The organism is Pectobacterium sp. S5, from assembly GCF_051707265.1.
GTDB classification, from domain to species: Bacteria; Pseudomonadota; Gammaproteobacteria; order Enterobacterales; family Enterobacteriaceae; genus Pectobacterium; species Pectobacterium polare.
Map to the genome: position 1 here is coordinate 40,262 of NZ_JAULSZ010000002.1, position 15,251 is coordinate 55,512.

The following is a 15,251-nucleotide window of genomic DNA, read 5'->3' on the forward strand; positions in this document are numbered from 1 at the left end:
GCGATGCAACCGACGGTTATCGAGACATGGCCTGCCCCCGCCAAACTGAACCTGTTTCTTTATATTACCGGCCAGAGAGAGGACGGGTATCACCTGCTGCAAACGTTATTCCAGTTTCTGGATTACGGTGACACCCTGACGATTCGGCCGCGTGATGACGACCAGATTAACCTGCTTACCCCTGTCGACGGTGTAGAGAACGAGCAAAACCTGATCGTCCGTGCCGCTCGCTTATTACAGCAGCACTGCGAACGCGACAATATTCGCCCTGCCCAGTTCGGCGCAGACATCAGTATTGAGAAATGTCTGCCGATGGGCGGCGGGCTGGGCGGCGGTTCATCCAATGCAGCGACCGTTTTGGTTGCCCTCAACCATTTGTGGCAAAGTGGGCTGAACGTGGATACGTTGGCCGAACTGGGGCTGCAATTGGGTGCAGATGTTCCCGTCTTTGTTCGTGGGCATTCTGCCTTTGCCGAAGGCATTGGCGAGCGGTTAACCCCCGCAAATCCGCCAGAGAAATGGTATCTGGTTGCTCACCCTGGCGTGAGTATTGCCACGCCGTTGATTTTCAGCGATCCTGAGTTGACGCGGAATTCGCCAATTCGTGATTTAGAAACTTTATTAAACCAGACCTTCGTCAATGATTGTGAAGCTATCGCAAGAAAACGTTTTCGTGAGGTTGAACAGCTACTTTCATGGCTGCTAGAATATGCCCCGGCGCGCCTGACTGGAACGGGGGCTTGTGTGTTTGCAGAGTTTGACACCGAGTTCGCAGCCCGTCAGGTGCTTGACCAGGCCCCGGAATGGTTAAACGGTTTCGTCGCGAAAGGTGTTAATATCTCTCCGCTGCACCGTACGCTTTCTGGGCAACGTTAGGTTTTGCCACACACCGGCTGCCATGCGGCCAGTCTGTAGCAAACTTAATTCATACACCCGTATGCATGTTGTACCTGTTGTTTTTCCTTGCTTGGCAGGTGCAATATTTCTCTGGACGCAAGCCTGAGGTTCTTCTCGTGCCTGATATGAAGCTTTTTGCTGGTAACGCCATCCCGGAACTAGCACAACGTATTGCCAACCGTTTGTACACTAGCCTTGGCGACGCCGCTGTCGGTCGTTTTAGCGATGGCGAAGTCAGCGTGCAAATCAATGAAAATGTACGCGGTGGTGATATTTTCATCATCCAGTCCACCTGTGCACCCACCAATGACAACCTGATGGAATTGGTTGTGATGGTCGATGCTCTGCGTCGCGCTTCCGCGGGACGTATTACCGCCGTTATCCCCTACTTCGGCTATGCCCGTCAGGATCGTCGCGTGCGTTCCGCACGTGTGCCAATCACCGCGAAAGTCGTTGCTGACTTCCTGTCCAGCGTGGGTGTTGACCGTGTTCTGACTGTGGATCTGCACGCTGAGCAGATTCAGGGTTTCTTCGATGTGCCGGTAGATAACGTATTCGGTAGCCCGATCCTGCTGGAAGACATGTTGCAACAGAATCTGGAAAACCCGATCGTGGTTTCTCCTGATATCGGTGGCGTTGTGCGTGCTCGCGCAATCGCTAAACTGCTGAACGATACCGACATGGCGATCATCGACAAGCGCCGTCCACGTGCCAACGTTTCTCAGGTGATGCACATCATCGGTGACGTCGCTGGCCGTGACTGTGTGCTAGTTGACGATATGATCGACACTGGCGGCACGCTGTGCAAAGCGGCGGAAGCGCTGAAGGAACGTGGGGCTAAACGTGTATTCGCTTATGCCACACACCCGATTTTCTCAGGCAATGCTTACGAGAACATCAAGAACTCTGTAATTGATGAAGTGATTGTCTGCGATACCATTCCGCTGGCGGAAAACATTCGTTCACTGCCGAATGTTCGTACGCTAACGCTGTCCGGGATGTTGGCCGAAGCGATTCGTCGTATCAGCAACGAAGAATCCATTTCTGCGATGTTTGAACATTAATCGCTGCTGATCGGATAATCGATCAAAAACGATAATGAAGGAGCCACCTGTAACAAGGTGGCTTTCTTATTTCTATAAAACAAAAAACCGCCATAGCGAGGCTACAGCGGCTCTATTATTTCATTTTCATTAACGCCACAATGACGTCATTGACGGTTATGGATGACGCTGGCGACGGCAACGCTTATCAAAGTGTTTAACCCACCAGTAACGATCCGCGACTTCTTCACGCCCGCTAATACGCGCCCCCGCCAACCAAAATATTGCACCAGAAAAAATACTGACCAGATCAATGTAAGTCATATATTCAGGAACATTCAGTTTCGGGAACTGGCTGGCGATAGAAAAACCGATGCCGCCAATCATCATGATCATCCCGATACCCATCAATACATTACCTAGTACTGTTATGTTCTTGCGTTTCATCTGCCACCTCCAGATTAATTCTGTGGATGAATCGGAGTGCCATTACTGTTTACTGTCTTATTATTGATGTAATTATAGACAATAATGTACTTAGATGATTGCGGGAGGGATCACAGATAAGGGGAATGATTAATATTTTTTTACGTTTAAACAAATAAATAGACAAAAATCCGAATAATCACATCACTAAACAAATAACAATACTTTTACATTCCGACATGGAGATTTTGCTATCGACTACGCGGTGTGTAAACTAGCGCTTTCGTTTATCACGCGACCCTGCGTCAGTTTAAGCACGTAATCTGGAATATACCGTGAGCAGCATTAAATTAATTGTCGGCCTGGCGAATCCCGGCGCTGAATACGCCGCCACCCGCCATAATGCGGGCGCCTGGTTTGTCGATCGTCTGGCGGACGCTTACCGTCAGCCGCTGAAAGAAGAAAGTAAGTTTTATGGTTACACTTCCCGCCTGAATCTGGCTGGGCAAGATGTACGCCTGATGGTTCCCACCACGTTCATGAACCTGAGCGGCAAAGCCGTCGCGGCAATGGCCACCTTCTACCGCATTCAGCCAGATGAAATTCTGGTTGCACACGATGAACTGGATTTATTACCGGGAATTGCCAAACTTAAGCTGGGCGGCGGACACGGCGGCCATAACGGTCTGAAAGACATCATCAGTAAATTGGGTAACAACCCGAACTTCCATCGTTTACGCATCGGTATCGGCCATCCGGGCGATAAAAGCAAAGTGACCGGTTTTGTGCTGGGCAAACCGCCGACGAGCGAGCAGACGCTGATCGACGATGCCATTGACGAAGCCGTGCGCTGCACAGAAATCCTGATGAAAGAAGACATGATCAAAGCGATGAACCGCTTGCATGCCTTCAAAGCGGCATAATCTGGTCAGAATGCGGATGGCAGATCGAGATAAATCGCCATTCCGTGTATAATCGGCCGAAATATTTCCATTCTGACAGGCAAAAGATAGTAATTGCCTGATTAATAAGTTATTTAAGGTGATATAAACATGGGATTCAAATGCGGTATCGTTGGGCTGCCTAACGTCGGTAAATCCACTCTGTTCAATGCGTTGACCAAAGCCGGCATCGAAGCGGCCAACTTCCCGTTTTGTACCATCGAGCCGAACACCGGCGTAGTGCCGATGCCCGATCCACGTCTGGACAAGCTGGCTGAAATCGTTAAGCCACAGCGTATCCTCCCTACCACCATGGAATTTGTTGATATCGCCGGTCTGGTAAAAGGCGCGTCCAAAGGTGAAGGTTTAGGTAACCAGTTCCTGACCAACATTCGTGAAACAGAAGCCATCGGCCACGTTGTACGCTGCTTCGAAAACGACAACATCATCCACGTAAACAACAAAGTTGATCCAGCTGATGACATCGAAGTCATCAACACTGAATTAGCACTGTCTGACCTCGACACCTGTGAACGCGCCATTCATCGCGTGCAGAAGAGAGCCAAAGGCGGCGATAAAGATGCTAAAGCTGAGCTGGCTGCGCTGGAGAAATGTTTACCGCAGTTGGAAAACGCTGGCATGCTGCGCTCGCTGGATCTAAGCGATGAAGACAAAGCAGCGATCCGCTACCTGAGCTTCCTGACGCTGAAACCAACGATGTACATCGCTAACGTCAATGAAGACGGCTTCGAAAACAATCCATATCTCGATAAAGTGCGCGAAATCGCGGCCGCTGAAGGTTCTGTCGTTGTGGCTGTCTGCGCCGCCGTTGAATCGGATATTGCCGAACTGGATGATGCAGACCGTGAAGAATTCATGGCTGAGTTAGGGTTAGAAGAGCCGGGCTTGAACCGCGTAATCCGTGCGGGCTATGAACTGCTGGACCTGCAAACCTATTTCACCGCTGGCGTGAAAGAAGTTCGTGCCTGGACCATCCCTGTCGGCGCCACCGCCCCACAGGCCGCCGGTAAGATTCACACCGACTTCGAAAAAGGCTTCATCCGCGCCCAGACTATCGCCTTTGAAGATTTCATCACCTACAAAGGTGAACAAGGCGCGAAAGAAGCCGGAAAAATGCGTTCAGAAGGCAAGGAATACATCGTTAAAGATGGCGATGTGATGAACTTCCTGTTCAACGTCTAATTCGCTTCTGTTATCTCATGCGATCTCAATGAATCGCATGAAGACTGACAAACCCATAAAATCCACGCAATTGCGTGGATTTTTACTTTCATAAGCGCCTTAGATTGCACCAAGCACGGAGATATCCCCGTACAACGTTTTTCTATACCAGAGGGTATTGTAACGGCCTCGTTTATGCTGACTAGCTAACGAATACTTAAAGGGGCTATTAGCTTTACTAATAAACGCCTTGTTATGAGGGGGAAAATAAAGCCAGCAAGAGCAAGGTTAAATTCTCAGCATTTCAATGATTATCCGTAATGCCGTGGACACTTCACGATATAGGTAATACAAAACGTATGAGAGTATTCCTGCCATACCATTACGAGCTTGCCACTTTGCAGTTCATCGTACATTAAATCTTCTGCTTTATAAGCAAGCCCGACACCGAATGGGCAGCTTGAACAATAGCGTTCGCGTCACTGAAAAGCTAGCCAAAATAAATTAGCATTCAGTCGGAAATATTGTTCCCACACACACAGGATATAAAGTGAATACACATCACGGTATCCGGTATAGATTTACTCGGATGGAAAACGGTTAGTGTTTATACCATGAGGTCGCTAAGCCCCTACGGAAGAATAGAACGCTCATGCAGTCGTCGGTACTGCCGCCAAGAGGATTTAAACTTGGCGGCAGTATTTATAGTGTATTATACTTCATTTAGTAATTTAAATTCTTAACGAAATCAGGAAGTAACTGAGGGAAGTCATCTCTATACATATCCATATCACTTTGGAACCTAGAAATTATATCTACAACAACTTTTCTTTTAGATAGCCTTGCTTCTGTCGCTGGGTCTAATAAAGTGGCTCGTGTTAACAGCCTAATAATTACAGGCATCCAGAGATCAATTGCCTTTGACCTTGTAACACTATCTTTAAATGAAAGTTTATATTTATTAGGTATAGCTCTCCCTGCTATTATTTCCATCATACTAGATATGGCGTTGATGATTAGCAAAGAAACACCTGGGCGACTTAGAAAGGACTGCTTTGCTTGATCAACAACCGGCAAATTTCCATGTCTAAATAAATCACTATAATTTTTTTTAATCTTAGCAATTGCCTCATTTAAAGTGAAAACAAAAACTATATGTTCCTTAGTAATTGAGTCATCAAATGCTTTTTTATATAAACCATCCTCATCCCATATATCTTTCTTATTATGGTAAGCATTGGTAGGGTTATCGTGAAATGCAATTAATATTTGAGCAACAGTATCTGTAGGTAAGAGAATTCGCTTTTGTTTAGGGGAAAGAGACTTTCTTAACCCCCCTGTATATAAGGCATCTTTACTTTTAACAAACTCATTTCTTAATCTGGTTTGGATTGGATCACTAGACCTAAAGTCTGAGCGCAATACTTTATTTTGAGAGTTGTTAGCCAAAGTTATATCTTGGATTTTATCCTCATTATTAACCTTAATAAACCTAACACCTATCTTAAGATCTTTATTTATCTTCCCTTTAACATGAGATATGCTACCTGTAGTTTGAGCCCCATTTACAATTGAAATCCCAGTTATTGATTCAAGAACTCCTAGTGAAGAGTGCCCATCAACCTCAGAAAAAGAGAAATCATGAACCAATGCTGTTACGCCATTATTATAAACAAAGAAATTCCCAGAATCATTCTGCGCAGTATCTTTTATCCTGTCATTAATAGAAAGGTCTCGTTTGTTACTGCCCATGTAAGATCTTACATTTGCACTGAAAAGCCTATCCTCACCATAATTATCATGAAGGTCCTTCAGGAAGGAACCAGAAACAGAAGTTGAAAAAGATCTCCAGTCCTCATTGTTTTTTTCAAAGAAACCAGGAAGCGCTCCTGTTTTTATTACATCTGAAATAAGTATAGGGCTATATTGAGAATTATAAAGCTTATCTAAAGTATCAAGACCAATTTGCTTGGAATCAACTAATATATTTTGATTTGGATAGTCTGATTTTAATTTTGAAATGACTGAAAGGCCTATAGCTTTTAATGGCCTACCACATTCATCTGTTTCAGGGCAGTTATGTACAAACCAAATATTAAGCCTTTCAATTACACCTTCTTTTAAAGCATCTCTAGCTTCCGCTACCTGCGCTCGAATTCTTGCTGGTATCATCTCTATGCTAGCAGAGAACAATGCAGTCTCTGCATAAGATGTTTCTTGAGCCTTAGTCGGCTTAGCACCTTGAGGACGAAACAATGGAGACTGAAAAGATTGAATTAAATATATTCTTTTACCTTCACGATCAACATATAATATATCAATATTTTCATCATCTCCTCCTTCAGTGATAATATCTGGAGCTATTAAGTTAACATCATCTAGTTCACCGTCTAACTCCAAAGCGTAAAGTGCTGAATTTAAATTCCCATGTTCCTTCAAATCATCCCTTTGTTGAAGTGCTACCCAATAAGGACTGTCATTCAATTCTTTATAATTCATAAACCCTCCATGTATATTAATAATACTTATCACACCAATTCAAATTACCCGAAATTTCCGAAAAGGATATCTAATTTCAGATTGGATACATTGTACGGTTTCATTAATATTTAAACTCGACGTCCAAAGAGTGATCGTTCACACCGCAGCAGAACGGATATCACCTTTAATGATAGTGTATCTGCGAAGCTTCTATTTTGCACTGTATAAAATCATTCAGTAACGGACAATCTTATATGACTTGCTGAGCATAAAATTTCAGGCTTCGTTAACATCCTCAAGACATATCCGTTTCAATGAAAAATTGAGATCATTCTTTTCTCTGAAACAGGTCAAGCTAGATGCACCTTAGTTCAACCTAATTTGCTCCACTTAGAGTAAAATAGTGTGTTAGTAACAACGGGGGGTGAGCACCAGATAGCTATCCTACCTAGTACTCGCACCCGCTGGTCGTTCACGCAGCAAGACAAATACCGCGCAGGCCGTCAGTGCGGCGATTCCTGCCAATACGTACATGACGGTGATGAACGACTCCGCATAGCGTTGTAATAGCAGAGCCTCATAACCGGGCAGGATCGACACGGCGTTATGCAACTCCCCTAATGCGGTGCGGCTGGCCGCTTCCAGAAGCGCAGCCTGTGAGACCGATTCCCCTATCTCCAGCGCCATGCCATTTTGGATCAACGTGGCGAGCAAGGCGCTAATTATGGCGATAGCGACACCGTCTGCGGATACCCGCACGGTATTGAAAATCCCCGTCGCCATACCGACCCGTTCCGGCGTCACTACGCTGACGGCCAGCGCGTCCATGAGCCCCCACGGCAGGCCGATACCGATACCAATCAGCAACAGCGGCAACGGTAACGCCGCACCACCCTGAGCAAACCCATGCGCTAACCCAATCAGTCCGCCCGCCACAAAAAACAGCCCGACGCTGCACAGCAAACCGGGAGTGAACCAACGCGTCAACAGCGCCGCCAAAAATGGCACCACAAGCAGCGGAGCTGCCAACCACACCATCATCTGCCCCGCCTGCAATGCGCTGTAGCCGTCAATACCGATGAAACGCCCCGGCAGCATCACAATCAGCACGATGAAGAGGAAGGCGGGTGAAGCGGCCAGCACCTGTACACCAATAAATCTGGGAGAGCGAAAGAACCCCAAATCCAGCATCGGCTGTGCTGCCCGTCGTTCGATAGCCACAAAACCAGCAAACACGGCAACCGACGCGAGCAACATGGCGATAACCATCGGATTGCGCCATCCCAGTTCCGGTACCAGCAGCATGCCGTAGGTGAAGAGCCCCAAAGCCAGCGTGAAGCTGATCATGCCCGGCCAGTCCATCGTGCCAGCGTTCGTTTCGCTTACCTGTCGAGTGCTTATCGCGACCAGTCCCCAGCCGAGCAGACCCACAATGCCCGTAGCATAGAAGACACCTTGCCAACTGCTGGCCTCAACCATCCATCCTGATACCAGCGGGCCGAAAGCCAGTCCGAGGCCAAAGGTAGTGCCCAGTAAGCTGAAAGCACGGGCTCGGGCTCGGCCAGCAAAAAGCGGAGCTAGCGATGACATCGCCGCGGCAAAAGCCGCCGCCCCGCCCAGCCCCTGTAGCAAGCGCAGCAGATCGATCCACAGTACGCTGGGAGAAAACGGAATCGCGAAGGTAAAAACACAAAACCAGGCCAGCCCGATCAGCCAAATGCGCCTGCGCCCGTAGATGTCGGTCAGGCTGCCCGATACCATCATCGCGCCGCCATAGCTGAGGATGTAAGCGTTCATAATCCAGCTAAGTTGCGCAGGGCTGCCGCCCAACTCCTGACTGATCGCCGGTAGCACGACCGAGGGACCGGTGAAGCACAGCGGAATCAATAAGCCGGTGAGGCAAGCAGCCAGCAGTTGAAGCCAGATTCTGGCGGAGGGAAAAGAAAGTGAAATCATCGTTCTCGTCTGCAATAACGTGATGCCCAAAGACACCAACAGGGGTAATCGAGCGTTTGCGGCAGCTTAAGTCAAAGTCATATCGAGAAAAATAGGATAAGGTTATCAACACTTCGGACAAAAATGTCTTAAATAGGTCGGCGTGATGATGGATAAACTGGGCAGCATTGGCATTTTTGTGCGCGTGGCGGAACGGCTTGGGTTCTCCGCTGTAGCGCGCGAATTGGGGGTTTCCCCCTCCTCTGTCGGCAAAGCGGTTGCGCGGCTGGAAGCACGCTTGGGCGTGCGGCTCTTTCATCGCAGCACGCGAACGCTGGCATTGACCGCCGAAGGTGAAAAATTCCTTGAACGCTGCCGCCGCATCCTGAGCGAGGTCGAAGCCGCTGAACTGGAAATGACGCAGGCCAGCGAGACGCCACACGGTAAACTGCGTGTCAGCCTGCCCAGACACAGCAGCCTGTTCGAACCTGTCATCGCAGATTTTATGCGACGTTACCCGGCGGTAGAACTGGATCTGGATTTCTCCGATCGTTTAGTGGATGTCATTGGTGATGGTTTTGATGCCGCGATACGCACCGGAACGCTGGCGGATTCAGGGCTCAAGCGCCGTCAGTTGGGCACGTTCCGTCGCGTTTTGGTCGGTGCGCCAGAATATTTTAAGGAACACGGACTGCCGCAACACCCGATGGATCTGCGGGCGCATATCTGTCTGCATTACCGCTTTCCCAGCTCCGGCCGCCTTGAGCAATGGCCTCTCCCGCTAGCAGCAGAGGAAAATACCTACGACCTTCCACTCTCGCTAGTCTGTAACAGCATAGAAATGCGCATCCATCTAGCCCGACAGGCCCAAGGCATTGCCTGCCTGCCAGATTTCAGCGTGGCGAAATACCTGCGCGATGGCCGATTACAGACCATCCTTGATGACTTCACTCAGAATAGCAGCCCAATGTGGATTCTCTGGCCCGCCAGTCGCGATCTGTCTCCCAAACTCCGGGCATTTATTGACTGTCTGAGTGAGAAAACATTTGGTTGATGGTGAGGGTGTCAGTCAGATAGAAAACCCATTGGTCTGGAGTTCTTTGCGAACCCAGTCAGTGAAAGCCTTTATCTTTGGTGTTCGTTCATTAACATGTGGCATGACGATGTGATGTGCATTAACAGGAATGGCATAATCTTCAGAAAAGACAGGAACAAGGGAACCTTCGCGAAGGAAATCTGTGCCTAGCATTTTACTTTCCAGAATAAAACCCAATCCCATTTTTGCGGCTTCAAAACTCATAAATGAACGGTCAAAACTGAGGCTATGATTTATATGCGATTTGGATAAATTATGATAAGAAAACCATTTATCCCAATTAATCAACGTACTTGTTGAGCTAATGAGTTCATAGGTCAACAGATCTTCAGGACTTATCACGGGATGCTGTTTTAAATATGCCGGAGACGCCATAACAATCATCGTGTCTTTCTTTATCGTTAATACTTTATAGGCATCCCAATCGGCTATGCCATGCCTGATATCAATGTCGATATTGTCACGGGAAAACTGAAGATTCTCATAAGAACATGTCAAATTTAGCGTAATGTCAGGATATTGACCTCTAAAATACCCTAACCGCCTCATTAGCCAGGTTAATCCAAACGTTGGCGAGGAGTGAACGCGAAGGATTTCCTTCCCGCCTTCATTAATTATTTGATCTGTTGCCCGCCCTATTTCGCTTATCGCGCCAGATACATCACGCAAATATTTCTCACCCGTCAATGTCAACTTAACGCCCCTGCCATTGCGAATAAATAATTTCTTCCCGATAAACCGCTCAAGCGTTGATATTTGATGACTAACGGCCGATGGCGTGATGTTAAGCTGTTCTGCGGCAGTATTTATACTGTTGCAATTGGCAACCTGAAGGAAAGATTGAATATTCCTCAATGAGGGGATTGGAAGATTGTCGTTATTCTCTTTTTTCATGGTGACAACTAGTTTTTATTTGAAGTAATAAGCAGCAATAGTACCTATTTTTTATAAATGGCGAGTTTTTTTAGATATAGGTTTGTGATGGATATCACAATTTAGTCTTGCCATGTGTTTTTTTACGGCTAAGCAGAGCCATTTTTATGATCCAATTCATGATAAAAATTTTTCTCAACTACAAATGAGTTTTATTTAATTCCATTTTTCCATCCTATCGTTATAGTCAGCGGTGAGCCCACTTAGTGGTCCTAATAAAAATAGTTGTTCATACCATGAGGTAAAAAATGTCTCGTATAGAACAAAGCGTACCCTACTCAGAAATAAAGAAAACCAACTACCGCTTTGTGGTACTGGCATTGATTTTCATTGTCTATACAATAAATTATGCCGATCGTACAAACATTGGGGCGGTGCTTCCTTTTATTATCCAAGAATTTCATATTAGTAACTTCGAAGCCGGTGCCATAGCCAGTATGTTTTTCCTGGGTTATGCACTTAGCCAGATCCCAGCGGGTTTCTTTATCGCCAAACGGGGAACTCGCGGGCTCATATCTGTATCCATTTTCGGGTTCTCAGCCTTTACCTGGTTGATGGGAACGGCAACGTCAATCCTCGGACTCAAATTCATACGTCTGGGGCTCGGACTTACAGAAGGCCCCTGTCCTGTTGGGCTGGCGTCGACAATCAATAGTTGGTTCCCTAAAAAGGAAAAAGCAACGGCAACGGGCGTCTATATTGCTGCAACCATGTTCGCACCAATACTGGTTCCGCCATTAGCGGTATGGATCGCGGTCACATGGGGCTGGCGCTGGGTATTTTTCTCATTCGCCATTCCGGGCGTCATTGCGGCAATCGCCTGGTATTTGTTGGTGAAATCGAAACCATCCGAGAGTCGCTTTGTCTCAGAGGCAGAGCTCGATTATATCAATTCAGATAAACAGGAAGCCTCACATCGGGAAAGCAATATTGTCCCTGATAAAAAATTCACAACATTGGATAAAATAATCCGCGTAAAAGCGCTGGAACCTATTTCGACAGTAAAAGGGCTTTTAACCTCAAAAAATATAATTGGAGACTCCCTGGCATATTTCATGATGGTCAGCGTGTTATACGGACTATTGACCTGGATACCGCTCTATCTTGTGAAAGAAAAAGGGTTCGACTTTATGAGCATGGGGTTTGTCGCAGCCATGCCCTGTATCGGCGGATTTATCGGAGCTATCTTTGGCGGATACGTTTCGGATAAAATATTAGGTCGCCGCAGAAAACCCACCATGATTTTTACCACGATAAGCACGGTTATTATGATGGCCATCATGCTGAATATACCAAGCAATACTTTGGCGGTATGTACGGGTTTGTTTTTTGTTGGTCTCTCTTTGAATATTGGGTGGCCTGCATTTACAGCCTACGGAATGGCCGTGTCTGATACTAAAATCTATCCTATCGCCGCCTCCATTATTAATACTGGAGGCAATCTCGGGGGATTTGTTTCTCCAATGCTCGCAGGATTTATCCTGGACTCAACAGGAAATTTTAATACTGTATTTTCTTATTTTGGAATTTGCGCCGCACTGGGTTTGGTTTTTATATTAATGATCGACGAACCGAAATAACCTTCTGATTATCTCAACAAAAATGGAGTAAATGATGTTATTAAAGAATAAAGTCGCTGTTATTACAGGGGCAGCCTCCCCACGTGGTTTGGGCTTTGCTACCGCAAAGTTATTTGCAGAAAATGGTGCCCATGTTGTCATTATTGATCTCGATGAAGCGGCAAGTGAAAAAGCGGCGGCGTCTCTTGGCGACAAACATTTAGGTTTGAAAGCTAACGTGTCTGATGAGCAGCAGGTACATGCAGCCATTGAACAAATCATTGCTAAGTTTGGACGTATAGACATTTTAGTCAACAACGCTGGCATTACACAGCCGATTAAGACGCTCGATATTAAGCGTGACAATTATGATGCGGTTTTAGATGTTAGCCTGCGTGGCACGTTATTGATGTCACAGGCCGTAATCCCAGCTATGCGGGCACAAAATAAAGGCAGCATCGTTTGTATTTCTTCCGTCTCGGCACAACGCGGCGGTGGCATTTTTGGCGGTCCACACTACAGCGCAGCAAAAGCAGGCGTTCTTGGCCTGGCTAAAGCGATGGCTCGTGAGTTCGGGCCTGATAATATTCGCGTGAACGCCATCACCCCGGGCCTGATTCAAACGGATATTACTGCCGGGAAATTAACGGATGAAATGAAAACCTCTATTCTGGCAGGGATTCCGCTTAACCGACTCGGCGACGCGATTGATATTGCACAGGCCGCATTATTCCTGGCAAGCGATCTTTCCTCTTACTCCACCGGTATTACGCTTGATGTCAATGGCGGCATGCTAATCCATTAATGTGAGGACAGATAAATGTCACAAACCGATTTTCAAAAAGTAGCGGCTGCAGCCTGGCGTATTCGCCGTTACGCCCTCTTGATGGGGGAAGTGCAAGGCCAGGGTTATATCGGACAAGCATTGGGGTATGCCGATGTCCTCGCCACCGCATTCGCCCATATCATGAATTACCGCCCCGAAGAACCAGAATGGGAAGAACGCGACCGTTTTCTGCTTTCACACGGCCATTACGCTATCGCTTATTACGCAGCACTGATTGAAGCGGGCATTATTCCTCGGGAAGAACTGGAGACTTACGGTTCTGATGATAGCCGTTTACCGATGTCGGGTATGGCTACGTATACACCGGGGATGGAGATTTCAGGTGGTTCGTTGGGGCAAGGTCTGAGCATTGCTGTCGGCATGGCGCTGGGCCTTAAGCAGAAGCAAAATTCAGCGCTGGTCATCAATTCTATGTCCGATGGCGAACTGGATGAAGGCTCAACCTGGGAAGCCGCCATGTCTGCGGCACACTATGGCCTGTCCAATCTCATCAATATCGTGGACGTCAACAAACAACAGGCTGATGGCGACTCCCGGAAAATACTGGGCTTTGAACCACTAGAAGACAAATGGTCTTCCTTCGGTTGGTATGTTCAGCGTATTGACGGAAACGATCTCGCCGCCGTGATTAAGGCATTTGATAATGCGAAGAGTTATCCAGAAAACAAACCACGGGTGATCCTCTGCGACACACTGATGGGCAAAGGCGTACCGTTTCTGGAAACGCGCGATAAAAACCATTTCATTCGCGTTGATGCTGACGAATGGCAGAAAGCGCTCTCAGTACTTGATGAAAACAAACCTGAAGGAGTGTTGTAATGAGCCAGACAGCGCAGGTCAAACCTCGTTTAACGACATCCGCCATGATTGCCTCCATTGCCGATGAAGGCCAGGAAACGGTAGCGGCCCCCTTCGGAGTCGCACTGTCAAAACTCGCTGCAGAACGACGTGAAATTGTTGGCATGACGGCCGATTTGTCCAAATACACCGATCTACATATTTTTGCTAACGCATTCCCAGAGCGCTTCTTTCAAATGGGTATGGCAGAACAGCTGCTAATGGGCGCGGCAGGCGGGATGGCAAAAGAAGGATTCATTCCATTTGTGACCACCTATGCGGTCTTTGCGACGCGTCGTGCTTATGACTTTATCCATCAAGTCATTGCAGAAGAAAATCTGAATGTGAAGATTTGTGCTGCCCTACCAGGATTGACAACCGGATACGGCCCGAGCCATCAGGCGACTGAAGATCTGGCAATCATGCGCGGTATTCCGGGGATGACGATCGTTGACCCGTGCGATGCGTTGGAGCTTGAACAGGCCGTTCCGGCAATCGCGGAACATCAAGGCCCAGTCTACATGCGCTTACTGCGCGGAAAAGTTCCACTTGTACTGGACAAATACGACTACAAGTTTGAACTGGGTAAAGCAAAACTTCTGGAGGACGGTAATGATGTGCTGATTATCTCTTCAGGGCTGATGACAATGCGCGCGCTGGAGACGGCTGAAAAACTACGTAAAGACAACGTCAGCGCGGCGGTACTCCACGTTCCCACGATAAAACCGTTGGATGAGAAGACGATTCTTGCTGAAGCCTCTAAGCCCGGCCGGTTGGTCATCATCGCCGAAAACCACACCTGTGTGGGTGGGTTAAGCGAAGCCGTTGCCGCCCTGCTTATGCGCAAAGGCGTGCACTGTGAACTGGATGTTATCGCGTTGCCCGACGAGTTCTTGCATGCGGGTGCCCTGCCAACCCTGCACGATCGCTATGGTATTTCCACTGCGGCGATGGTAGAAAAAATCAAAAAACGCCTCAATTAATCCTACAACACCGTAATGATATAGGTTCCTCGGCTCTGCACAGAGGAACCTATCAGGGACAGGAGAGGTCTTCTGTTCCTGACGCTGATTT

General features: G+C 47.4%; 13 protein-coding genes. 9 read left to right on the forward strand and 4 right to left on the reverse strand.

What is annotated here, in order from left to right; translation table 11 throughout:
- Positions 1–3 precede the first annotated feature (3 nt).
- Positions 4–876, forward strand: coding sequence for a 4-(cytidine 5'-diphospho)-2-C-methyl-D-erythritol kinase (gene ispE / locus QWJ20_RS09830; protein ID WP_095699514.1), 873 nt, complete (start codon positions 4–6; stop codon positions 874–876).
- Between the two features lie 137 nt (positions 877–1,013).
- Positions 1,014–1,961, forward strand: a complete 948-nt coding sequence (gene prs / locus QWJ20_RS09835) for a ribose-phosphate diphosphokinase (protein ID WP_010274915.1) — start codon at positions 1,014–1,016, stop codon at positions 1,959–1,961.
- A 156-nt stretch (positions 1,962–2,117) separates the two neighbouring features.
- On the opposite strand, the gene ychH is transcribed toward prs, so the two are convergent.
- The gene (ychH, locus tag QWJ20_RS09840; protein WP_433992419.1) at positions 2,118–2,387 is read right to left on the reverse strand and encodes a stress-induced protein YchH; all 270 of its coding nucleotides are present in this window, start codon (positions 2,385–2,387) and stop codon (positions 2,118–2,120) included.
- A 314-nt stretch (positions 2,388–2,701) separates the two neighbouring features.
- Between ychH and pth the strand changes: the two genes are divergently transcribed.
- Positions 2,702–3,289, forward strand: coding sequence for an aminoacyl-tRNA hydrolase (pth, locus tag QWJ20_RS09845; protein WP_433992420.1), 588 nt, complete (start codon positions 2,702–2,704; stop codon positions 3,287–3,289).
- A gap of 129 nt (positions 3,290–3,418) precedes the next feature.
- Positions 3,419–4,510 (forward strand): redox-regulated ATPase YchF, encoded by a 1,092-nt coding sequence (gene ychF / locus QWJ20_RS09850; RefSeq protein WP_039480662.1) that lies wholly within the window; start codon positions 3,419–3,421, stop codon positions 4,508–4,510.
- 702 nt (positions 4,511–5,212) lie between these two features.
- Here ychF and QWJ20_RS09855 read toward each other — a convergent pair.
- Entirely contained in the window at positions 5,213–6,988 is a 1,776-nt protein-coding gene (locus QWJ20_RS09855; RefSeq protein WP_127156424.1) for an AIPR family protein, read from the reverse strand.
- A 426-nt stretch (positions 6,989–7,414) separates the two neighbouring features.
- Positions 7,415–8,926: an MFS transporter gene (locus tag QWJ20_RS09860; RefSeq protein WP_433992421.1), complete on the reverse strand. Its 1,512-nt coding sequence runs from the start codon at positions 8,924–8,926 to the stop codon at positions 7,415–7,417.
- A 145-nt stretch (positions 8,927–9,071) separates the two neighbouring features.
- On the opposite strand from QWJ20_RS09860, the gene QWJ20_RS09865 reads away from it, so the two are divergent.
- A complete protein-coding gene (locus tag QWJ20_RS09865) occupies positions 9,072–9,959 on the forward strand; it encodes a LysR family transcriptional regulator (RefSeq protein ID WP_433992422.1) in 888 nt (295 codons plus the stop codon).
- 15 nt (positions 9,960–9,974) lie between these two features.
- Here QWJ20_RS09865 and QWJ20_RS09870 read toward each other — a convergent pair whose 3' ends face one another.
- Complete coding sequence (locus QWJ20_RS09870; protein ID WP_433992423.1) at positions 9,975–10,895, reverse strand: LysR substrate-binding domain-containing protein; 921 nt, start codon at positions 10,893–10,895, stop codon at positions 9,975–9,977.
- Positions 10,896–11,182: 287 nt separating this feature from the next.
- Between QWJ20_RS09870 and QWJ20_RS09875 the strand changes: the two genes are divergently transcribed.
- From QWJ20_RS09875 to QWJ20_RS09890, 4 genes are read left to right on the forward strand one after another with little or no spacing between them, the layout of a single operon-like run.
- Positions 11,183–12,514, forward strand: coding sequence for an MFS transporter (locus tag QWJ20_RS09875; protein WP_433992424.1), 1,332 nt, complete (start codon positions 11,183–11,185; stop codon positions 12,512–12,514).
- Positions 12,515–12,548: 34 nt separating this feature from the next.
- Complete coding sequence (locus QWJ20_RS09880) at positions 12,549–13,298, forward strand: SDR family NAD(P)-dependent oxidoreductase (protein ID WP_039518232.1); 750 nt, start codon at positions 12,549–12,551, stop codon at positions 13,296–13,298.
- Between the two features lie 15 nt (positions 13,299–13,313).
- Positions 13,314–14,159: a transketolase gene (locus QWJ20_RS09885; protein ID WP_249687512.1), complete on the forward strand. Its 846-nt coding sequence runs from the start codon at positions 13,314–13,316 to the stop codon at positions 14,157–14,159.
- On the forward strand, positions 14,159–15,160 hold the full coding sequence (locus tag QWJ20_RS09890; RefSeq protein WP_433992425.1) for a transketolase family protein: 1,002 nt from the start codon (positions 14,159–14,161) through the stop codon (positions 15,158–15,160). The genes QWJ20_RS09885 and QWJ20_RS09890 overlap by 1 nt, the downstream gene beginning before the upstream one ends.
- Positions 15,161–15,251: the final 91 nt, after the last annotated feature.

Coding starts and splice junctions, on each gene's coding strand:
- ispE (WP_095699514.1), top strand. CDS start 4: ATGCAACCGACGGTTATCGAGACATGGCCTGCCCCCGCCAAACTGAAC.
- QWJ20_RS09870 (WP_433992423.1), bottom strand. CDS start 10,895: ATGAAAAAAGAGAATAACGACAATCTTCCAATCCCCTCATTGAGGAAT.
- QWJ20_RS09855 (WP_127156424.1), bottom strand. CDS start 6,988: ATGAATTATAAAGAATTGAATGACAGTCCTTATTGGGTAGCACTTCAA.
- QWJ20_RS09860 (WP_433992421.1), bottom strand. CDS start 8,926: ATGATTTCACTTTCTTTTCCCTCCGCCAGAATCTGGCTTCAACTGCTG.
- QWJ20_RS09890 (WP_433992425.1), top strand. CDS start 14,159: ATGAGCCAGACAGCGCAGGTCAAACCTCGTTTAACGACATCCGCCATG.
- ychH (WP_433992419.1), bottom strand. CDS start 2,387: ATGAAACGCAAGAACATAACAGTACTAGGTAATGTATTGATGGGTATC.
- QWJ20_RS09865 (WP_433992422.1), top strand. CDS start 9,072: ATGATGGATAAACTGGGCAGCATTGGCATTTTTGTGCGCGTGGCGGAA.
- QWJ20_RS09880 (WP_039518232.1), top strand. CDS start 12,549: ATGTTATTAAAGAATAAAGTCGCTGTTATTACAGGGGCAGCCTCCCCA.
- QWJ20_RS09875 (WP_433992424.1), top strand. CDS start 11,183: ATGTCTCGTATAGAACAAAGCGTACCCTACTCAGAAATAAAGAAAACC.
- QWJ20_RS09885 (WP_249687512.1), top strand. CDS start 13,314: ATGTCACAAACCGATTTTCAAAAAGTAGCGGCTGCAGCCTGGCGTATT.
- ychF (WP_039480662.1), top strand. CDS start 3,419: ATGGGATTCAAATGCGGTATCGTTGGGCTGCCTAACGTCGGTAAATCC.